The 22,998-nt window shown below is 33.0% G+C and carries 8 protein-coding genes and 5 pseudogenes; 4 read left to right on the forward strand and 9 right to left on the reverse strand.

Annotated features, from left to right (window positions below):
• Window positions 1–13 precede the first annotated feature (13 nt).
• Window positions 14–823, forward strand: a pseudogene (locus ABWU28_RS04490) (IS982 family transposase).
• Here the strand turns inward: ABWU28_RS04490 and ABWU28_RS04495 are convergent.
• The 6 genes and pseudogenes from ABWU28_RS04495 to tnpA all read right to left on the reverse strand — a co-directional run bounded on the left by ABWU28_RS04495 (window position 817) and on the right by tnpA (window position 14,763).
• Entirely contained in the window at window positions 817–7,407 is a 6,591-nt protein-coding gene (locus ABWU28_RS04495; protein WP_353275002.1) for a tetratricopeptide repeat protein, read from the reverse strand. The pseudogene ABWU28_RS04490 and the gene ABWU28_RS04495 overlap by 7 nt on opposite strands.
• 477 nt (window positions 7,408–7,884) lie before the next feature.
• A pseudogene (locus ABWU28_RS04500) lies at window positions 7,885–7,995 on the reverse strand (IS110 family transposase); the annotation flags it as partial.
• Between the two features lie 209 nt (window positions 7,996–8,204).
• A complete protein-coding gene (locus tag ABWU28_RS04505) occupies window positions 8,205–9,149 on the reverse strand; it encodes an IS110 family transposase (RefSeq protein WP_353274924.1) in 945 nt (314 codons plus the stop codon).
• Between the two features lie 211 nt (window positions 9,150–9,360).
• Window positions 9,361–10,227 (reverse strand): annotated as a pseudogene (locus ABWU28_RS04510) (IS110 family transposase); the annotation flags it as partial.
• A 217-nt stretch (window positions 10,228–10,444) separates the two neighbouring features.
• Complete coding sequence (locus tag ABWU28_RS04515) at window positions 10,445–13,600, reverse strand: ankyrin repeat domain-containing protein (RefSeq protein ID WP_353275004.1); 3,156 nt, start codon at window positions 13,598–13,600, stop codon at window positions 10,445–10,447.
• A gap of 744 nt (window positions 13,601–14,344) precedes the next feature.
• Window positions 14,345–14,763, reverse strand: a pseudogene (tnpA, locus tag ABWU28_RS04520) (IS200/IS605 family transposase).
• A 127-nt stretch (window positions 14,764–14,890) separates the two neighbouring features.
• Here tnpA and ABWU28_RS04525 point away from each other — a divergent pair.
• The 3 genes and pseudogenes from ABWU28_RS04525 to ABWU28_RS04535 all read left to right on the forward strand — a co-directional run bounded on the left by ABWU28_RS04525 (window position 14,891) and on the right by ABWU28_RS04535 (window position 17,646).
• Window positions 14,891–15,406 (forward strand): hypothetical protein, encoded by a 516-nt coding sequence (locus tag ABWU28_RS04525; RefSeq protein WP_353275006.1) that lies wholly within the window; start codon window positions 14,891–14,893, stop codon window positions 15,404–15,406.
• A 217-nt stretch (window positions 15,407–15,623) separates the two neighbouring features.
• Window positions 15,624–16,490 (forward strand): annotated as a pseudogene (locus ABWU28_RS04530) (IS110 family transposase); the annotation flags it as partial.
• A 211-nt stretch (window positions 16,491–16,701) separates the two neighbouring features.
• The gene (locus tag ABWU28_RS04535; protein ID WP_353274924.1) at window positions 16,702–17,646 is read left to right on the forward strand and encodes an IS110 family transposase; all 945 of its coding nucleotides are present in this window, start codon (window positions 16,702–16,704) and stop codon (window positions 17,644–17,646) included.
• A gap of 206 nt (window positions 17,647–17,852) precedes the next feature.
• Here ABWU28_RS04535 and ABWU28_RS04540 read toward each other — a convergent pair whose 3' ends face one another.
• The 3 genes from ABWU28_RS04540 to ltrA all read right to left on the reverse strand — a co-directional run bounded on the left by ABWU28_RS04540 (window position 17,853) and on the right by ltrA (window position 22,973).
• Entirely contained in the window at window positions 17,853–19,589 is a 1,737-nt protein-coding gene (locus ABWU28_RS04540) for an ankyrin repeat domain-containing protein (protein ID WP_353275008.1), read from the reverse strand.
• 613 nt (window positions 19,590–20,202) lie between these two features.
• Complete coding sequence (locus ABWU28_RS04545) at window positions 20,203–21,660, reverse strand: ATP-binding protein (protein ID WP_353275010.1); 1,458 nt, start codon at window positions 21,658–21,660, stop codon at window positions 20,203–20,205.
• Between the two features lie 11 nt (window positions 21,661–21,671).
• Window positions 21,672–22,973 (reverse strand): group II intron reverse transcriptase/maturase, encoded by a 1,302-nt coding sequence (gene ltrA, locus ABWU28_RS04550; RefSeq protein ID WP_353274935.1) that lies wholly within the window; start codon window positions 22,971–22,973, stop codon window positions 21,672–21,674.
• Between the last annotated feature and the right edge of the window lie 25 nt (window positions 22,974–22,998).

The raw sequence follows: 22,998 nt of genomic DNA on the forward strand, positions 1-22,998 counted from the left end.
TCCATGAAGAAAGATATTTTACTGTTTTATAGAAGATTTTTGTCACATTGCTGATGAAAAACTTTCAGAAAAGCTTCTATCAAGTGGCAAAAAAACAAAAAGAATACCTGAAATTACCGTGCCAGAAATACTTACTATAATCTTACTTTACCACAATCGCTGTGCAAAAATTTCAAGTTTTTTTACTTGAGTTATCTTAAATTATTGTACAGTTCTGAGTTTTCAAAACTCCCTTCGTATCATAGATTTGTTGCTCTAAAACTCAGGGTTTTATGGTATTTGGCAATGCTTTTGCAGTGGTTCTGCGAGCAAGCAAAAATCACTCTATATTGATACAACTGCAATCGCTGTTTGCCACACAAAAAGGATCGCAAAAAATAAAGTTTTCAAAGAGTTGGCAAATATAGGAAAGACTACCTATGTTCGGTTTTAAATTGCATCTGGTAATCAATGAAATAGTCGAAGTTCAAGTTATTACGCTAACTAAAGGCAGCGTTGACGACAGAAAACCTACACCAAATTTGACTAAAAAATTGACAGGACTTTTGTTCAGAGATAAAGAAGAAGGACCTCTTTGAGAAACTCTTCGATAGAGGTCTAAAACTCGTCACTCAAGTGAAAAAAGGCATGAAAAACGCACTGATTTCTTTAAAAGAGAAGATTCTATTGAGAAAAATTGATTATTGAGACAGTTTTTGGTTGTTTGAAAAATAAATTTGAGCTTCGGCACAGATCCCCCATAAATTTTTTGGTACATACTTTTTCAACATTAGTTTCGTATTCCATGCAGTCGAAAAAGTCCTCTATTTCTAAGCTTTATTGACTCGGATAATCCATAACTGGGGTTTGTAGCTTTTTGTCCACTGTTGTGTTATTAAAATAGCTTCTAGGTTTATTATCAGCAATGTCATTAGGTTGATATCCACCATTAACTATCTGCTGCTTATCAAACATCTTTTCAATATTGCCTTTTAAAATACTCAAAAACTTCTCATTTTCCGGATAGGCTTCTTCTGCGGCTGAATATAATGTACTTGGTATTTTAGAATATCTTTCGTTCCTTACATGACCTGCTATATCTGAATACACTTTAAAAAAGTCAAAACCTTTCACTGATACACCAGATTGTTTAGCTGTTTTTTTAAGTGTCTTTTTAAATTCTTCCATTATATTAAGTGTATCAGCCAGCACTTCTTCATGAGTAGCAGAACAAAACTTAGGAAGAGGATATTTTTTATCTAGGAAACTTTGTAATAAGAAGAATCCTAAACCAAAATTGTTACTGATACAAACTTCACTACTAAATTGGCTAGTACCAGATGTATTAGAATAATTTGCTGAAGTTTCAGGTAGAGCAGCTCTCGAATCTAATAACCCACTCACAGAGCTTTTTACCCAACCAAATAAATGATTTATCCACGAAGATGGTTTTGCACTGCTACTCACCATTCTACGGTTTCTAATGTGCTGCCTATGTCTATGAGGTTGATCAGATAACATGACTTCTGTAAACACATCATCGTACACTTGATCCTTATATTCTTTTTTCACAACATTAACGTCTCTTGCTGTACTTATTTCTTTCTCATAATCTTTTAACACTATCTCTTTATCAGTAAATTTTATTGATAACGTTTTCATCTTAGGTGTTTTATAGAATTTACTAAGTGTAATACTGCAAAAATCATCTTTAGTAATAGTCGAATCAAAAGCATTAGTTATTATTAGATCATGACCATTACTACGAACAAACGTATTGTTTCCTCCTTTTCTAGGCGTGATAAGCTCAGCATCTTTCTCCACATCTTGACCCGTTACCACAATAATTTCTTTATCCTTTTCAAAGATCAAAGGTAGTGGCTTTAATTCTAATTCAGAACTTATTTTCATAGGCGCACTATCTGAGATAATATGAAGATTTTCATACCAATCCAAACCGTCTTTTAATCTTACTGTTAGCACTTCTAATAAAAAACTTTGTCCCATTTCTGCTTCTAACCTAACTAGCAAATCATTTCCATCTTGAAAAATTCTTGGCAGATTAATATGTATTTTCAAATCATCTTGTATTATTTTTATCACGTTACGTAAATCTAACGTATCTATAGAACTTGCTTGATCAGGATTGTAGATGTTTATTTGTGGCATAGAAAAAATATTATGTTCATATCTTTGCTCACCTGAGGCTATAGTAATTACGTATATGTTTTTACCACCATTTCCAATTAAGTGACTGTTATAGATTGGATTATTGTAAATTACCTCACACTTCCCATAGCCAACAAGTATAGATTCATCACCATCTTGAACAGCGATAGTCATATTGAGTTTATTTGCTATAGCTGGGTAGCTTTCTATAATTTCATCAATAGTTTTATTAGTATTCTGTATTGCATACAAGTTTCTTTCCTTACCTACTTTTATTTCAGCACTGTCTTTTAATTGATAGATTATATTGTTCATTATGTTATATGAGATAGATATACTAAAGTTACTATTTGCAACTTTTGAGGAAAAATCGAACTTTATACTATTGTGATCTTTAATATCAATACTCTGAATATCAGCAAGCAAGTAGTCGAATATAAACCTATGGTTATTTTCGAAATTAGCAAGTAATTTAACAGATGCACTACCTTTTTGAAATGGTACAATATAGTTAAAGTTACCTTTGAGTGCTAGATTATTTACTTCAGTGTAATTTCTAACTATTACTTGTATATCATAGACACAGTTATTATCTTTTATTTCCAAATAATCAAGTTGATCTTCCTTACCACCATTACCATCCAAGAATTTAGTTTCACATGCACTAAATATATGATCTGCCTTAGCTTTTCTACCAAGCACTCTTTCTACTGAATTAATTTGAAATCCAGAATAACCATATCTGTTGTACATAATAGTGCCAATATTTGTATTTAAATACACATTCACACTTACAGCTTCTTGAGCAAATTCAGTCAGATCTAAGGTATCAATTCCATCCTCTCCGTACAAAGACCCTTCTATCAGATCTCCCTGCAAAACAAAGATATCATTCTTATTTCCTCCATAATATTCTTTAGACCCATCATTCACTACAAATATGTTCGAACTATCCTTAAATCCTTTTGCATAATCTTCACCTTCTCCTAAATTAATCAGAGTATATCCTTCTGTCTTGTTATCAGATAAACCAATTGCATCTTTACATAAATATGAGCCATAACTTGGAGCAGGCTCATCATCTCCTTTTGGTAAACAAAACAATTTTCCACCACTTGGATTATTCGGCCTTGCTCTGCTCCATTTTATATCATTTCTTTTTCTGTCAAGCAGTACTGTACTGTCTAAATCTATCTCAAATTTAGTTGTGCATTCTTCAGTATAAAGTGTAACGTTAATCCTTCTCATGCATAGCTCTCCAAATCCGGCACCACCACACTGCCTTACTTGGTGTGGCACTGTACGACAAGAATTCACAACTGATTTACCAGTAGGGAATACATAGCTTTGAATATCACTATACTCCTTTAAATACTCAAATCCTTGCTTAACTAATTGGTTATAAAGTTGTTTTTCTTCCATTAACTCTTCTATATATTGTTCAGGTTGCATACCTATAAATACACGTAAACCTTCAATAAATTTTTCTCCTCTAGTTAAGTGAATAATTTCATCAGTTTTATCAACTCTCTTTACTGCCATATAAATATCAGTGTAAATAAATACTGCAGTGCCGACTCCTGCTCCAATAGGTCCAGTAATAGATGAAACTCCTTCTAATACTTCAAAACCTTCAGCAACTTCAATCCCAATCTCTGCAGCGTCAACTCCCAGGTAAATGCTATCTCCTACTACGCCAACCAATGCTCCTTCTGTACCATTTTTAAATGCTTTTACCTGATTTACTAAATCATAAATAATAAAGGCAGAAGTACCTCGAGCAAGAAAAGGTGATGCAACTCTTAAAGACCTACCAAGTAATACCTTTTCTTCTGAGAGCAAATTTAATCCTTTACGAGATGCAACTTCAGCAACTTTAGCAAACCCTTGACCACCGGCAATAAAGCCAACATTAATCGCTACACCTTGATAATCTCTGTTTAAAAAGTCAGCTAAAATATTTTTAGCTATCATTCCATGCATAGTTATGCTAGAGATTTTCTTTACTCTATTTAAATGATTCATGACCTTCTGATTACTGGTAAGCCTATTGACCAAATTGCTAAACCTACCCTTAACTTGCACTTTATCTGCTAGCTCAATTAGCTGAGAACGTTTTTCTTCTGGTATATCTTTTATATAGTCAATAAACTTTTTACTATCTATTTTAATTTTACTAAAATCTCTTTTCTCATCTTTTTCTGTATTGAATTCATCTACGTCTTCCCAAGACAGTTCACATTTCCCAATTTTTGCTTCTCTTCTGTTCCTTAATGAACTCGTACTCGGCAAACATTCTTCAACTTTACTCCTTTGATATATTGCAGAAGCCCTTTCTAGTAAATCTTTTGCTCTCTGAACATTACCTAAAGCTCCATCGGCAATAGCTAAATCTTCTAAGGTTATAGCTACTTCAAAATGATTTTCTCCATAATGCTTCTCTAAAATAGGTAAAGCCCTTTCTAGCAACTTTTTTACTCCCTGAGTATCACCTAAACCTCTATAGGCGATACTCAAATTTACTAATATTTTACTTACTTCAACATGATCTCTTTCATGATATTTCTCTAAAATAGATAAAGCTCTTTCTAGCACCTCTTTTGCTTCCTGATTATCACCTAAGGCTATATAATCAGTGCCTAAACTTTCCAGAATCATACCTATTTCAAAATGCTCTTCCCCATAGTGCTTCTCTAAAATAGGTAAAGCTCTCTCTAGCAACTCTTTTGCTCCTTGATAATTATCAAAGTATCTATAGATGGTACTTAAATTTACTAATATTTTAGCTACTTCAACATGATTTTCTCCATAATGCTTCTCTAAAATAGGCAAAGCTCTTTCTAGCAACTCTTCTGCTCTTCCATAATCATCTAAAGCTATATAAGTGATACCTTGATTTGTTTTAGCTATAGCTACCTGAAAATGATCTTCTCCATAATAATTTTCTAAAATAGGTAGTGCCCTTTCTAGTAACTCTTTTGCTGTCTGATAATCACCAAAACCTCTACAAGCAATACTAAGATTTACTAACATTTTAGCTGACTCAAAGTGCTCTTCTTCATAATTGTCACCTAAAATAGAGAATACTCTTTCTATTGACTTTTTCGCTCTTTCATAATCACCTAAAGATCCATAAGCAATACTCAGGTTTATTAGTACTTGAGCTAATGAAGAATGATCCTCCCGATAATGATTCTCTAAAATGGGAAAGGCCCTTTCTAGTAACTCTTTCGCTGTCTGATAATCATCTAAAGCTCGATAGCTGATACTCAGATTTACCAGTGTTCTAACTAATTGAAAACGCTCTTCTTCATAATCTTGCTTTTCAATTTTTAAAGCTCTTTCTAGCAAATCTTTTGCTCTTTGGTAATCACCTAAAACTAGATAACTGTTGCTTAGATTTACTAGTCTTTTAAATACTTCAAAATGATCTTCTCCGTAATGCTTTTCTAAAATAGGCAAAACCCTTTCTAGCAACTCCTTTTCTCTTTTGGGATTACCCAAATTAAAATACCCATCACTCATCCATGTCAACAAATTTTCAAGATAATCCTTTTCTATTTTTTCTTTATCTTGAGGGTTCTTTTTTAACCAACTATCTATACGTGATAAAAATGCCTCTAAGTGCGGTAATAATTCTCGTTTTTTTAAATAGTCTTCTAGTTTATCACTACCATAAGGGAAACTTGCTCTGAGTAGCTCGAAAGTCTCTTTCATAACTTCTTCGCTTTTACCCTCTTCTTCTAACGCTATTTTTGTCACTTCTTGAACTAATTTATGAATACTCAACACACCTTGCTCTTGTTCACCATTAACCATAGAATATTTTATAAGTAAACGAACAGCAGACCTTAATTCCTCTTCATTATTTCCTGTCAAATCTAAAAAGAATTCTCTACTAATATTGTCAGGTGCAAGATAAGACATAACATCAAGAATCCTTAAAGCTAATTTTCCATACTTTTCATTGCTTGCTATCTTATCGGTTGTAATCTTCCAAGCTGTGAAAGTTGTTTTTGCATAGTTATTATCAATTCCTCTAAATCCTTCATAATTAAGCAAATCTTTCGCTTTTTTCTCATATTCCTTTAGGTAATCATCTATATCAAATTTTCTAGTAACTCTTTGATCTTCAATATATGATATTGCTTGCTGTATAGCTAAAGGAAAGTGTTGTAATTTCTCTACCAACGCTTTTATCTTTTCATTTTGAGATTCATCTTCTATACTAAAGCCCTTTTTTACAAATTCTATCGCTTCTTCTGACTTTAATTCGTTCAGATTAATAACTTCTATCCCCCTTTCCCACTCTCGATTACGAGAAGTAATTAAAATATAAGGTCCATTACCACCCGGTAATGAATCATGAATTGGTAAAAACTTATTCAAATAATTACTTTTCTCGGCATCATCAAAAATAAACAAGCTTTTACTATTACTAAAAAAATTGTAAACTTCTTCTACGATAGATCTTATATCCTTTTCTTTTCCATTTGCATCTTTTGTATCAATTTTTAGCTTATCCTTCGCTAATCGAGTAAATGATTCAACAAGAGCTATCTCACTTTCAGCATTGATCCATATAACGTTGTCATAACAATCTTTACTATATTCTTGAACATATTGTCTAGCTAACTCAGTTTTTCCTATTCCTCCTAAACCGCTAATTGAGGTTATTTGTGATATTACTGTTACTTTTTCTGAATTAAGTTGTATCTTATTATGTAGGTCAATTAACTCTTCCCTTCTTCCAGCAAACAAAATTACTGGCTTTTTCACATTAAACCAAATAGGCTTTCTTACTTGCTCTCTTGCTACAACTGCATCATATATCTTATCAAGCTTTTTATCTATTTTCTCGAAACTTTTTTCACTTTCTTTCCTTCCTTCTACAATAGAATCTGCTATCTTGTGACGTTGCCTACTGGCTTCCTGATATTGACTCATTAATTCATCAAAGACTCCCTTAATCTCATTTTGATTACTTTCTATGTAACCTGATAACTCATTAAAATTCTTACCTATATAATCCTCTAATTCATTGAAGTTTTTTTCAGCTTCCTGTTCCATTTCTCCTTTGAATTTGCTTAGTAACCTCTCTTCGACTAACTTCGGATCTTGCTTATTAATCTCATTCAATAATTCATCTTCCCATTCTTCATTTGTTTTCCCATCTGACTTTAAAACATACCTATACTCTTCTCTGGGAGGATTTTCTTCACTGTATTCTTTCATGAATTTTTTTATTCTATTTTCCAACTCCCACTTCAAAAGAAGACGATAGCCATATTTGCTAGTATCACTCTTTCCGTCTATTCTCCTATAGTATTTATCAGCACGACCATCGCTCTTTATCGTTACTAATCCCGCTTTATCAAATATTTCTGCAGTATTCCATGAATTTTTACTTTCTAAAGTATGTCCTAGCTTAATATGAGGAACACCAGTGTAGGTTTGTTTATATCTTTTTGATTTTCCAAAAATAATACCCTCAGTAATTGAGGAAGCACAAAGCTCTTTTTCAGTATCAACTATGTTTTTTAAAAATTTTTTTATTTGTGTAATTTTGCAAATTATATGGGTAATAAAAACCCGCTTGTCATAGAAATAGGATCCTATATCAAACAGCTACCACAGCAATTTTTACTTAAGCCAATGAATATGTGAATAAGTACTTTAAGTCTGTGTGAACGTACTTATTCACAATATTCATTTCAGTTACTGCTGTGTAAATTTTTAAATATGCAAATTAAATTCTTCTTTAAGTCTTGTATTAGCAATTACTATAATTTTGCGCATTAGTGCTGTTATAGCCACCATCTTCTTCTTACCATCAACTATGTTTTTTAAAATTTTTTGAATTTAGTCTCATTTGTTGATAATTTTGTATTTTTATTCAATTGAAAAATGTATTTTGGCAACAAAAACCCTAGTTTATACAGAAAGAAATTTATATCAAACAGCAAGCACTGCTTAGATTTTATGGTTAACGAATATGTGCTTTAAATGTGTGTAGACGCACATATTCGTTAACCTATTTTCTATACAGATTTTTTTTATTTCATATTAATTGCTTCTTTAAGTCTTGCATTGGCAATTACTATGATTTTTCGCATTAGAGCTGTTATAGCTACCATCTTCTTTTTACCTCTACCAATAAGATCAGAATAAAAAGCACCAAGTGCAGATTTAGATCTTGCAGCAGCCATAGCAGCTGTGAAAAGCTTTGCACGAACATTGCTTCTACCACCTGTTATCCTTCGATAACCAATAGTTTTACCGCTTTCTTTTGGATGTGGAGCAACTCCAGCAAGACTTGCAACTTCTTTTTTGTTTAGGTGGCCAAGTTCTGGCATTAGACACACAAAAACTTGTGATAACTTGAGACCTATTCCTGGCACTGTTCTCAAGATTTTTTGACGCTTTTGTAACTCTGGATTTTTATCAATAATTCTTTGTATGGCATCGTTGAACTCATTTATCTGACTGGTAAAAAAGTCTATTGTTTTTTGGCAACTTTCCTTTATATAGTCGTTTTCAGGTGCTGCAAGCCTACATTTCTCTTGAGTTCTCATTTGCGTAATGTCATCACGACGTTGACAGAGTGCAACTAAGGCGGTTTGTTCTTTTGACATACGCACAAATAGAGATAGAGCACTATAGCGTTCAAAACCATATTGAGCAAGGGCTCTTGCATCTGATTGATCTGTCTTTGCTAAAGTTCCATGTGATATGATAAAACTTTTTACTTTACGAGTATTAGCTCGATGTACAGCAACATTCTTATCAACAAGAAAATGTGCTAAGCCAAGCTCATATTTTCCAGTGTTTTCTAAAGTTACTAGAGAATTAGGTAGGATATCTGAAAATTTTTGAAACAACTGTTGCCAACCAGTAGCATCATTGTCAAACTTGATAGCGCTCCTTTGGTTATAAGCTGCAGCAACATTTTTAAATTTTCCGATATCAATGCCAATGAAATTTTGATAAGATGTAATCATAATAAATAACCTCGATAGTTTAATTAATTTAAGATTGTAAACGGGTGCATACATATGTCCCATGCAACTATTCAAACGTATCGAGAGATGGGGCTAGTTTACCTTGATGGCTACGGTTGTAATACCAACTTTCATTCGGTCGCACACGCCCGTGATAGCCCTATTCCTATAGTGAGTAGGGTTATCTTTCCCTCTTATCTCTTTTATATCACATTTTTAACTTACAACTTTCAACAAGCTTAGAATAAAATGCACCAAGTACAGATTTGGACTTTGCGGCAGCCATAGCAGCTGTAAAGAGCTTTGAACGAACGTTACTTCTACCACCTGTAATCCTTCGGTAACCAACAGCTTTACCACTTTCTTTTGGATGCGGTGCAACTCCGGCAAGACTTGCTACTTCTTTTCTGTTTAAGTAACCAAGCTCTGGCATTAAACACAAAAAATCTTGTGATAACTTTTTACCTATTCCAGGAACTGTTTTAAGGATTTTTTGGCGTTGTTGTAATTCGCAGCTTTCATCAATAATCTTTTGTATGGTATTATTGAGTTCGTTTATTTGACTATTGAAAAACTCAATGGTCTTTTGACAGCTTTCTTTTATATGATCATTTTCCGGTGCCTCTAGTCTGCATTTTTCTTGAGCTCTCATTTGCGTAATGTCATCACGACGTTGACAAAGTGCAGTCAAGGTTGATTGTTCTGTAGAGGTAGGTACAAATAAAGAGAGAGTTCTATGGCGTTCAAATCCATATTGAGCAAGAGCTCTTGCATCTGATCTATCAGACTTTGCTAAAGTTCCGTGAGATAAAATAAAGCTTTTTACTTTACGAGTATTAGCTCGATGCACAGCAATATTTTTGTCGGTAAGAAAATGTGATAAGCCAAGTTCATATTTCCCTGTATTTTCTAAAGTCACTAAAGAATTAGGTAGAATATCTGAAAACTCTTGAAACAATTGTTGCCAACCAGAAGCATTATTATCAAATTCGACAGCATTCTTCTGTTTGTGAATTGCAACGACATTTTTAAATTTTCCGATATCAATGCCAATAAAATTTTGATAAGATGTAACCATAATAAACCTCGATAGTTTTAGTGAATTTAAGATTGTAAGCGGGTGCATATATATGTCCCAAACAACTATTCAAACGTATCGAGAGATAGGGCTAGTGTACCTTGATACCGACGGTTGTAATACCAATTTCTTCTCGGTTGCACATGCCCGTGATAGCCCTATTCCTAGTGAGCAGGGTTATCTTTCTCTCTTATCTCTTTTATATCACGTTTTTAACTTACAATTCTTCTATCTCTACAAGCAATTCATCTAGCTTACCCTTATCCTTTTCATTTGATGCTTCTTTTACCTTTTGAAACAAATTATAATCCTGTCGCAATTTTTGAGAAAATTTTTCTTTGCCTTCTTTATTTTCCTTGTTAATAGATGCAGCTTTTATAGAACCAACATTAATATTTGGATCAGCAAGCAGAAGGTCAGCCACTTCGAAATGTCTACAATCTAGTGCGAATAACAAAGGAGTACTACCTTCCTTAGTTTTAACATTAACATCAGCCTTGTTCTTGAGAAGAAGTTTAACTATATCTACGTGACCATTTTTTGCTGCAAAATGTAAAGGAGCAAAACCTTCCTTACCCCTAGCATTAACATCAGCTTCACAATCCTTCACAAGAAATTTAACTACATTATTTTTACCTTCTCCTGCTACAAAATGTAAAGGAGCAAAACCTTTCTTGGTCCTAGCATTAACATCAGCTTCACAATCCTTCACAAGAAATTTAACTATATCCAAATGACCCATGCGTGCTGCAAAATGTAAAGGAGTCACATCTTCCTTAGACTTAGCATTAACATCAAATTCACAATCCTTCACAAGAAATTTAACTATATCCAAATGACCCATGCTTACTTTAATATGTAAAAAAGTAAAACCTTTCTTATTCCTAGCATCAATAATAGATTTTTTTTCCTTAACTAAATATTCAACTATTTTAAAACTAGCTTTTTCTAAAGCTAAAATGAATATTTCTAGTTCACTATATTGGGATATATCCATTTTTTTAAATTGGTTTATATTGTCTCTACATATTACACTCATTAACTCCTTATTTTTCTTTAATGGTTCCTTCTCCTGATCATTACCTTGGTTCTGTTCACGCTTTTCATTATGAGGCTTTTTGCTATTGTGTTTTCTATTAGTACTATCTTCTAAAGAAAGCTGTGGTTTTACCCCTTGAACTTGATGATATTTTTTAGCTTTCTTCTTTTTATTTTGATTATTTTCATTCTGAAGCTTGATAATATCATCATCTTTTCCTTCATGTTCTGAGCTTTGTGAAGACCTAGAACTTATATCACTCTCTAACACTGAATTTGTATACTTGTTCTTATCTAAGATCTGATTCTCTTCATGATACCCCTTAGCTCTCAATACATTCATAATCTCTTCAGCATACTCTTTTTTTCCTTCGTTTTGCAATTTTCTTGCTATAAGTTCTGCTTGCTCTATGTTTCCTTTCTCTATTAACTCTAGTGCCTTATTTCTCCATTCTTCAGGACTAGATTCTTCTTGCTCAATATTTACATTACCTTCTTCCCTTGGCTCTATTATTTTCAATAAATTACTCTCATCATCTATAATATATACACTATCAACAGCACGAGTAACTCCAACATACAGAGCGTTCATATAAAATTTATATTTCTCCAAAGACTTATCTTTCTTATCCTTATTTCTTGAAGTGTTAACTTCCCTTTCGTTATATGAATCACGAATTCTATTAATAGTATTATCTATCTCCCCCTCACTTTTATTTGGACATGCTATATTCCATATTTCATTATAAGCTTTACATGATGTAAACTTGTAAAGAATCACATTTTCAAATTCCAAGCCTTTGGCTTCATGTATATTAAACACAAGTGGAGTATCAAATAACTGACGTGCACTTTTTTTACTTTCATCATCCAGAGCTAAAACAGCACAATTTATAGATTCATTTACTTTTTTTGCTATTTCTTCTTTTTTATCATCAATAATAAAGCCAACGTTCCCTTTGTTCTTAGTCTCACTCTTCATGAGAAAAGCGTTGTCTACTGTTATTTTATCTTCTGAAGCAAAACAATAATTCTTAAGATGTAGTATACGATTGGCAAATTCAATAACTTGCTCGCTATTACGATAATTTTTCTCAAGGGTATAAAAAACTTCTGACCCTTGGTCAACTATATATCTATTTTGACAAAGAAAAGATTTTAACTTGGATAAAGAGAAAAAACTAGGATGTATTACTTGATTAACATCACCACATAGTAAAAAGTTACTCTTATTCTCATCTTTTAAACTCTTTAACACCAGATCTAATGTGCTCTCAGTTAAATCCTGAACTTCATCTACAACAATCGCATCATACATTCCTTCTGTAATGCACTTATTAGTAACAAGATTAGGATCATAATACTCTGAATCTTTTTCTATAAACTTCCTGTACTCTTTAAAAAAATCATAAACACTGTTCCTTTCGTCTACAGAAAACATAGATTGTCTGTCTCCTAATTTAGCATACCTATCTTTTCCATCTTCTCCTAATAAGCTTCTTCCACCTATCACAGCTGTAAATTCTTCGAATATTTTATCTCCGTCTTTTTTATACTTTTTAAATTTATCTTTTTTGCATATTTCGTTGAACCATAAAAAAAACTTACTTCTATTGATTGGCTTCTTTCTTTTTATATCTTCTGCTTGCTTTTCAAGAAACTCATGAAGAGATAAGAAATCAATTTCTTCTGGAGCAGCAATCTTGAACTCATCATCGTAGTATTCGTATTCAAGTAACTTTTTCGATTCTTTTACAAGATTTTCGGATTTGGTAATATATAGAATTTTTCCTCCCTCAAACTTCTCTTTTATCCTTTTTAGGCTCTCTAAAGCCACTGATGTCTTTCCACTTCCAGCAGCTCCATTGATAACTAAAGGTAATTTAACCCTTTCAACTATATCTTCTTGCTTTGCACTAAAAGTAATAAATTTACCGAGATAACTAACTTGTGGAGCATCTTCAATCTCCAATGTACTTACATTATCAGAAATTTCTTCATTGTTTTTATCTACTATTTCTATGTTTTTTATTTTTTCTCTATTTGTTAAAAATTTAGACTTATGATAATCATGATTCAGAATTACTTCTAAAATAACAAAAGCATCTTTGTTATCAATCTTTATACCTGTAAAGAGTAATCTGTCACTATCACTTAATTTAGCTCGAAAATATTCAATATTCCCATCACCTTTTATTAACTTTATATTCCCTTGGCTTGTACTGTTATTTTCCTCTAAATCTTTAATTATTTCATTAAACTTTCCCCTTAAAGGAGTTTTACCATTATCTAAAGCCTCATCATTAAACTTCTCATAAAACAATACAATACTCATAACTTCTCTTAATTACTTAATTATATTAAGAGTATAATAATATTATTAATATGTCAATATTTCTATTATTATATTAACCTATATTATTTATTAATACGTAATTCTTATCTCATCATTAAATAAGTAATACTGCAAAGTTGTGGAATAAAAGTTAATGAATTTACTTTTTAGGCAGAGCTCTAATATTATAGATCTTTAATAGTATAATCTTCCCATTTGTCCACTCTGGGCCATGTACGATTAGTAGAAGAAAATAAATTTATACTCATTCAGTATTAAACAACTTAAGTAATTTGGTCACTTCCAGCACCCAAAACCAGTTAGTGTGAAAACATTTTTTTTAGAATCAATTGGTGTACCATATAAACTTTTCAATATAGTGATTTTGCTATACCATGAAATCAGCTATATTGGTTTACTTTCACTAAATTTACATATGAACCAATTTGCCTAACTTTGTTGCAATGATTTTAGGCTTCCATTTTTACAACCATATTTTTATAGGCTTGTTTTCATAAAGGTAGGTACTTTTTTTGCGTTTTTGGAAAAATGAACATTAAAGATTTTTATGATTCTAATTTGCAGTATGTTTCTGAAACTAAAGTGAATATTAATAATCCTATATAAAATATAAAAAAATACATAATTCTTGATTTTCTCATAGATATAGTTAATAATTAAGCTATATTATTTTATTCAACCACTATGGATTAAAATCCAAAGATTGAGAGAGAGCATAGAATGCTAACTTTCGACTTGAAAGTCACCAAATTTATCTTCTTTTTTAGAGTGATTTTCAATATAATTTTTTATCATTTCGTCAGTTACATTTCCGCTAGTCCTGACAAAGTAGCCTACTGCCCACAACCCAGTATCTCTTTTTTAGCTCTGGAAAGTTTTGCTGGATTTTTCTGGAACTTTTTCCTTTTATTAACTGCACTAACTTACTAATACTTAAGTATGGGGGTACAGAAACGTATACGTGTACATGACTTGACGCAACTCTACCTCTGATAATTTCTACTTGATTATTTGCACATACTTCTTGTACAACTTCTTTAGCTTTCTTTCCAATATCTCCAACTAGTACTGGATATCGATATTTTGTTATCCACACTATGTGATATATATACAGAGTGACTGCTTTTTCTATAATATTCCACATTCTTTCAGATTTTTCACCTTAAAATTATATTCTTAAAAGGATGGACTTCAAGTCCAGGGTTTTTCTCCCAAATTTGGGACAATAAAATAGAAAAACAAGAAAAATCTGCTAAATATAAGTGGTGGGTGGAGCTGAAAAAATATCTTGCAAAGCTGAACAAGCATTATCCAGAAGAAAGAATTATTCAATATTCCAATCAAGAGCTAAATGATTTACAAAAATTAAAAGAAATAGTAAATAAGTTTATTGAAGCTTCTGATTATCAGAATAAGCTGTGCCAAGATGAAAATTATCCAGCTCTTTCTTATTATAATACAGAAATAGACTTGGAAAGGTTAGAGCAAATAACACGTAAGTTTATTAACGATTCTGGTCACATATCAGAAAAGGAGGTGTTAAAGCAAAAAAAGCTTCAAATACCTTTACCAGGGGAAAAGCAATTGGTAGAAAATTTGAGAAAATTAGAAAAAAGAATATCTACTTTCATTCAATCTGTTTATGAAAAAACTGCACATGATGAGCAATATCCAGGCTTTGTTCGGTCCCCTAAAAAGAAAGACTTTATGATACTAGCACAAATAATACATGAGTTGTTTCTTGAGAAAGATGATTTCGAATCTGTAGATAAGGAAGAAATGTAAGTTAAAAACGTGATATAAAAGAGATAAGAGAGAAAGATAACCCTGCTCACTAGGAATAGGGCTATCACGGGCATGTGCAACCGAGAAGAAATTGGTATTACAACCGTCGGTATCAAGGTACACTAGCCCTATCTCTCGATACGTTTGAATAGTTGTTTGGGACATATATATGCACCCGCTTACAATCTTAAATTCACTAAAACTATCGAGGTTTATTATGGTTACATCTTATCAAAATTTTATTGGCATTGATATCGGAAAATTTAAAAATGTCGTTGCAATTCACAAACAGAAGAATGCTGTCGAATTTGATAATAATGCTTCTGGTTGGCAACAATTGTTTCAAGAGTTTTCAGATATTCTACCTAATTCTTTAGTGACTTTAGAAAATACAGGGAAATATGAACTTGGCTTATCACATTTTCTTACCGACAAAAATATTGCTGTGCATCGAGCTAATACTCGTAAAGTAAAAAGCTTTATTTTATCTCACGGAACTTTAGCAAAGTCTGATAGATCAGATGCAAGAGCTCTTGCTCAATATGGATTTGAACGCCATAGAACTCTCTCTTTATTTGTACCTACCTCTACAGAACAATCAACCTTGACTGCACTTTGTCAACGTCGTGATGACATTACGCAAATGAGAGCTCAAGAAAAATGCAGACTAGAGGCACCGGAAAATGATCATATAAAAGAAAGCTGTCAAAAGACCATTGAGTTTTTCAATAGTCAAATAAACGAACTCAATAATACCATACAAAAGATTATTGATGAAAGCTGCGAATTACAACAACGCCAAAAAATCCTTAAAACAGTTCCTGGAATAGGTAAAAAGTTATCACAAGATTTTTTGTGTTTAATGCCAGAGCTTGGTTACTTAAACAGAAAAGAAGTAGCAAGTCTTGCCGGAGTTGCACCGCATCCAAAAGAAAGTGGTAAAGCTGTTGGTTACCGAAGGATTACAGGTGGTAGAAGTAACGTTCGTTCAAAGCTCTTTACAGCTGCTATGGCTGCCGCAAAGTCCAAATCTGTACTTGGTGCATTTTATTCTAAGCTTGTTGAAAGTTGTAAGTTAAAAATGTGATATAAAAGAGATAAGAGGGAAAGATAACCCTACTCACTATAGGAATAGGGCTATCACGGGCGTGTGCGACCGAATGAAAGTTGGTATTACAACCGTAGCCATCAAGGTAAACTAGCCCCATCTCTCGATACGTTTGAATAGTTGCATGGGACATATGTATGCACCCGTTTACAATCTTAAATTAATTAAACTATCGAGGTTATTTATTATGATTACATCTTATCAAAATTTCATTGGCATTGATATCGGAAAATTTAAAAATGTTGCTGCAGCTTATAACCAAAGGAGCGCTATCAAGTTTGACAATGATGCTACTGGTTGGCAACAGTTGTTTCAAAAATTTTCAGATATCCTACCTAATTCTCTAGTAACTTTAGAAAACACTGGAAAATATGAGCTTGGCTTAGCACATTTTCTTGTTGATAAGAATGTTGCTGTACATCGAGCTAATACTCGTAAAGTAAAAAGTTTTATCATATCACATGGAACTTTAGCAAAGACAGATCAATCAGATGCAAGAGCCCTTGCTCAATATGGTTTTGAACGCTATAGTGCTCTATCTCTATTTGTGCGTATGTCAAAAGAACAAACCGCCTTAGTTGCACTCTGTCAACGTCGTGATGACATTACGCAAATGAGAACTCAAGAGAAATGTAGGCTTGCAGCACCTGAAAACGACTATATAAAGGAAAGTTGCCAAAAAACAATAGACTTTTTTACCAGTCAGATAAATGAGTTCAACGATGCCATACAAAGAATTATTGATAAAAATCCAGAGTTACAAAAGCGTCAAAAAATCTTGAGAACAGTGCCAGGAATAGGTCTCAAGTTATCACAAGTTTTTGTGTGTCTAATGCCAGAACTTGGCCACCTAAACAAAAAAGAAGTTGCAAGTCTTGCTGGAGTTGCTCCACATCCAAAAGAAAGCGGTAAAACTATTGGTTATCGAAGGATAACAGGTGGTAGAAGCAATGTTCGTGCAAAGCTTTTCACAGCTGCTATGGCTGCTGCAAGATCTAAATCTGCACTTGGTGCTTTTTATTCTGATCTTATTGGTAGAGGTAAAAAGAAGATGGTAGCTATAACAGCTCTAATGCGAAAAATCATAGTAATTGCCAATGCAAGACTTAAAGAAGCAATTAATATGAAATAAAAAAAATCTGTATAGAAAATAGGTTAACGAATATGTGCGTCTACACACATTTAAAGCACATATTCGTTAACCATAAAATCTAAGCAGTGCTTGCTGTTTGATATAAATTTCTTTCTGTATAAACTAGGGTTTTTGTTGCCAAAATACATTTTTCAATTGAATAAAAATACAAAATTATCAACAAATGAGACTAAATTCAAAAAATTTTAAAAAACATAGTTGATTGAATGACCATAGCGAGCAGCCCAGTGTAAGGGAGTGTTGCCATAGTTGTTTTTTACATCAACATTAACTCCTGGTTGTTCTAATAGAGCTTTAACTATATCTAAATAACCATTAGAAGCAGCATCATGTAAGGGAATGTCGCCATAATTATTTGTTATATCAACCTTAGCTCCTTTGCTAATCAAGTAAGCAACTACTTCTGAATGACCATAGCGAGCAGCCCAGTGTAAGGGAGTGTTGCCATAGTTGTTTTTTACATCAACATTAACTCCTGGTTGTTCTAATAGAACTTGAACTGTCCCTAAGTGACCACTAGCAACAGCCCGGTGTAAGGGAGTGTTACCATCATTATTTGATATATCAATCTTAGCTCCTTTGCTAATCAAGTAAGCAACTACTTCTGAATGACCATTACGAGCAGCTAAGTGTAAGAGAGTGTTGCCATAGTTGTTTTTTACATCAACATTAACTCCTGGTTGTTCTAATAGAGCTTTAACTATATCTAAATAACCATTAGAAGCAGCATCATGTAAGGGAATGTCGCCATAATTATTTGTTATATCAACCTTAGCTCCTTTGCTAATCAAGTAAGCAACTACTTCTGAATGACCATAGCGAGCAGCCCAGTGCAAGGGAGTGTTGCCATAGTTGTTTTTTACATCAACATTAACTCCTGGTTGTTCTAATAGAACTTGAACTGTCCCTAAGTGACCACTAGCAACAGCCCGGTGTAAGGGAGTGTTACCATCATTATTTGATATATCAATCTTAGCTCCTTTGCTAATCAAGTAAGCAACTACTTCTGAATGACCATTACGAGCAGCTAAGTGTAAGGGAGTGTTACCATCATTATTTGATATATCAATCTTAGCTCCTTTGCTAATCAAGTAAGCAACTACTTCTGAACGACCATTACGAGCAGCTAAGTGTAAGAGAGTGTCGCCATAGTTGTTTTTTACATCAACATTAACTTCTGTTTGTTCTAATAGAGCTTTAACTATATCTAAATAACCATTAGAAGCAGCATCATGTAAGGGGGTGTCACCATAATCATTTGTTATATCAACCTTAGCGTTCTTTTCTAATAGAGCTTTAACTACTTCTAAGCAACCATTGCGAACAGCCAAGTGTAAGGGAGTGTTGCCATAGTTGTTTTTTGCATCAACATTAACCTCTTTTTTCTTTATAAAATATTTAACTACCTTTGAGTGACTATTACAAATAAGCCAGTGTAAGAGAGTGTTGCCATCATAATTTTTTACATCAAAATTAGCTCCTTTGTCAATCAAGCATGCAACTACTTCTGAATGACCATTGTGAGCAGCCCAATTTAAGGGAGTATCGCCATGGTTATTTTTTACATCAACATTAATTTCTGTTTGTTCTAATAGAGCTTGAACTACCTCTAAATGACCATAGCGAGCAGCCCAGTGTAAGGGAGTGTTGTCATTATGATCTCTTACATTAACATCAACTCCTTTACCAATTAAGTATTCAACTATCTTTGATTTACCATTACTAGCAGCTATATGCAACAGTGAAACACGTCTACTTTCTAATGGGAATTCGTCATTTATGCCAAAGTCCTTTATTTTAAATATTTTATATATACGGTCATGATCTTTTTTTAAGTTCTCTTTTATTTGTTTCAATATATCACCCTTGTCTGGATTTACTGTATCCAGTATCTCTTTCCACTGTTCCAATGTTAAAGTCATAAGTATCTCCACTTAAAGCAGTTATATAATTAAATTATTGAATATTTTAATAAAAAAGTCAAGACTTCATACTTTATATAAAATTATTAATAGCTACTTTAGATTGATTAGTATAGAAACATACTGCAAATTAGCGTCATAAAAATCTTGAATGTTTACTTTCTCAAAATCGTAAAAAAGTACCTACCTTTGTGAGAATAAGAGCGTAAAAACAGGGTTATGAAAATAGAATTTTGAAATCCTTGGAAAAAAGTTACACAAAACAGTTCGTATGTAGATATTGATTAAATGGGCTAATATAGGTGATTTTAGCGTATAGTAAAATTATTATAAAGAAAAGTTCGTATGTATATAAGATAAGTTAAACCAATTTTAATATGATATTTTTTTGCAATGTTTTAGTTTCTGTAGTAAGTTTAAGTGTTTACGTAAACCTTTAACGTGGTAGATATTCTTATATTAGTACCAATATAAAATGGCCAAATTTACCCACAAAACAAACTCAAATCAAAAGGGTAAATAGATAAGTTTGCTTAAGCATCAAGTTATAAAAAAAGCACTCTTTCTCTATTACCATTGGAACTTGATATAACTACCTCAATTCTTCTGCCAGCTAATTCTTGTCTACCAGATTAAGTGATTTTCTGCATTCTTCCAACTTATTAATAATAACGGGAGTAATTAAAGATTGTCCTTTCAAAGGACTTGGAGTATTTGTACCACTCGAATAACCACTATCATTCTCCTGATTTTGTACGTCTGTTGTAACTTTCAATTTATGTTCTGCATTAGTTGGATTTTTAAATGGAATACCATAATTATCACAAAAATTTTTGACCATAGTACGAACATTAGGCTTTTTGCTACTTTGCGCACATTCAGCTGCATAGTTTATAAAACTATCCAAGTTTGCTGCTGAAAAAGTAATATTAGCAGTACCCTCTAAAATGTTTTTAATATATGAATCAAATTCTGTACCTTTCAATTCTTTCTTTAGGCCCGCTTTCAGTACTTTCCTAAGCGTGTCTCCTTTTAGTTCATGGAATTCAATTTTTTTGCTTAGCCGACCTCCCCTAGTAAGTGCTGTGTCTAGATCTCCCATACAGACATTAGTTGTAGCAAGCACTATCACATCTCTTCTAGCTTCATCTAACCTAGTGAAAAAATAATTTAAAGATACTTGATTATCATCAGTGCGCTTTGTACCGATGCTGTCAATTTCATCTATAAGAACTATACAAGGGGCGTTTTCTTCTGCTTTATTAAAAACCTCATTTATACTTGATTTTCTAAGCAAATCAGATCCAGGAACTTTTATAAACGTAGTGAGAGATTTAAATTTATCTGCAATAGCTTCAACAATTGTACTCTTACCAGTTCCTGGTGGACCGTACAAAATGCATCCTACTCTTTCTACTTTTCTTTTTTCTTCTGAATTACCTGTTTTTTCTAAGGACATTTTACTAATATTATCCTTTATTAACTTGCAAATACTACTTAACTCTTCTCTTTTATGTTCTTCAAGAATAAAATCCTCAAAAGGTTTATTTCCCCTTACTTCACCTTTTTCATAAAATTTCATGTACAGCTCTTCTTTCATTTGACTTGTTGTTGTAGTATTAGCAAGCACTTCTAACTTTTCATTGAATAGAATATTAGATTCTTCTAGGTTTTTGATTCGCTTTTCTACCTCGTCTTTTATTACAGGACTATTAGTTTGCTTTGAAGCTTCATCTAATTTTTTATTTTTACTAATTATTTTGTACGTAAATGCAATTACTGCTATAGAAAGCAAAGATATAATCAAAGTAATGGGGAGAGATATACCTAAAACTACAATTGGAGATAAAAATTCAACATAGGGAGCTATAGCAAAAACCCCAGACGCAAGTAACGTAAGAGTAGCAAGAGTACCAGCTATAAAAGGAAGTGTATTACCTCTATCATTTGTATTTTCGTTCGGTAGAAGCTGTAGCTTTACTCCTCTCGTTTGAGTTTTATTACTACAACTCCCCCTAAAGAACCGTGCTTGCAGATTTCCCGCACACGGCTCATCAATATTAGTTTTCACAGTCGTCCCTCTTATGCATATAAAGAAAAATGTATTTTTGGCTTTGGTAATGGATTTACTTCTACGTAGTGTACAAACTGTTCCCAGGTCATACTCTTTTTCTGACTACGCCGATTTATCCATTTAAATGCTAGCTTTCTTACTGATGTGTAAAATTGTTTCAAACACCAATAATTTCCGCTAATACCAAAGTAGTTATAGTGTCCTGTTAATTTAGCCTTCAGTACTTGCCACCAAGCTTTAAGTCGAATACTTCCGCGGACTATTTTCAACCACTCCTTGATTTCTTTTAGTTTTCTGGCTAGATTTAACTTTGAGGTTTTATGTCCCATTATTAATCTACCACGACGACTTTTTGCACCATAGTGCGTAAACCCCAGAAAATTGAAACTTTCCGTCCTTCGTTTCTCTCTTATCGCTTGTTGCCACTCCCTCTTGCCAAACTTTACTACTCTGGTCTTGTTTTCAGATACTTCCAACCCAAATTTATTTAGCCTTTGTTTCAGTAATTCCAGAAATTCTTCCGCGTCTACCTTACTTTCGCAACAAACCACAAAATCGTCGCAAAACCTTATTAGTTGTATATATCCTCTGGATCTTGGTTTAAATTTCTTTTCTATCCATAAATCCAACACATAATGTAAGTATATATTTGCTAATACAGGACTTACTATACCACCTTGGGGTGTACCTTGTTTTGTTGCTTCATAATTTCCAGCTTCGACTATCCCTGCCTTGAGAAACCGCTTTACTAACCACCGCAAATTTGGGTCAGTTATTCGTTCCCTTAGACATCTCATTAGCCATTTATGCTGTATATTATCGTAGAACTTCTTGATATCCACTTCTACAATGTAGTTTATTGGCTTGTACATAACTGCTTTATCTAGTGCATTTACCGCTTGATGACAGTTTCTTCCAGGTCGAAATCCATATGAGCTGTCCAGAAAGTTTGCCTCGTAAATATTTTCTAGTATCTTCTTCAGCATAATCTGTACTAATTTATCCTCGGTCGATGGTATTCCGAGTCCGCGTTTCTCTTTACTTCCAGCTTTCGGTATATATACCCTCTTTACTGGTTGTGGTTGATATTGCTTCCTCTTCATACTTTCTACTAGCACTTCGAGTTTCTCATTCAGATTTTCTCCGTATGATTCCACTGTTATCTGGTCTACTCCACAAGCCTTGTTACGCTTCAGTTCTTTATAACATCTCGCAAGATTCTCTGTATTTATCAGATGGACTAACGATGTGAATTTTAGTCGCTTATCTTGCTTTGCTCTTACTGCTATCTGGTTTAGTTTATTTTGCATGTTATTCCAACCTCCGTTGTATTGG

The organism is Wolbachia endosymbiont (group B) of Pilophorus perplexus (assembly GCF_964028155.1).
GTDB lineage: Bacteria > Pseudomonadota > Alphaproteobacteria > Rickettsiales > Anaplasmataceae > Wolbachia.

Excerpts from the sequence above, each read along its gene's own strand:
- ABWU28_RS04505 (WP_353274924.1), bottom strand. The coding sequence starts at position 9,149 with ATGATTACATCTTATCAAAATTTCATTGGCATTGATATCGGAAAATTT.
- ABWU28_RS04515 (WP_353275004.1), bottom strand. The coding sequence starts at position 13,600 with ATGAGTATTGTATTGTTTTATGAGAAGTTTAATGATGAGGCTTTAGAT.
- ABWU28_RS04535 (WP_353274924.1), top strand. The coding sequence starts at position 16,702 with ATGATTACATCTTATCAAAATTTCATTGGCATTGATATCGGAAAATTT.
- ABWU28_RS04540 (WP_353275008.1), bottom strand. The coding sequence starts at position 19,589 with ATGACTTTAACATTGGAACAGTGGAAAGAGATACTGGATACAGTAAAT.
- ltrA (WP_353274935.1), bottom strand. The coding sequence starts at position 22,973 with ATGCAAAATAAACTAAACCAGATAGCAGTAAGAGCAAAGCAAGATAAG.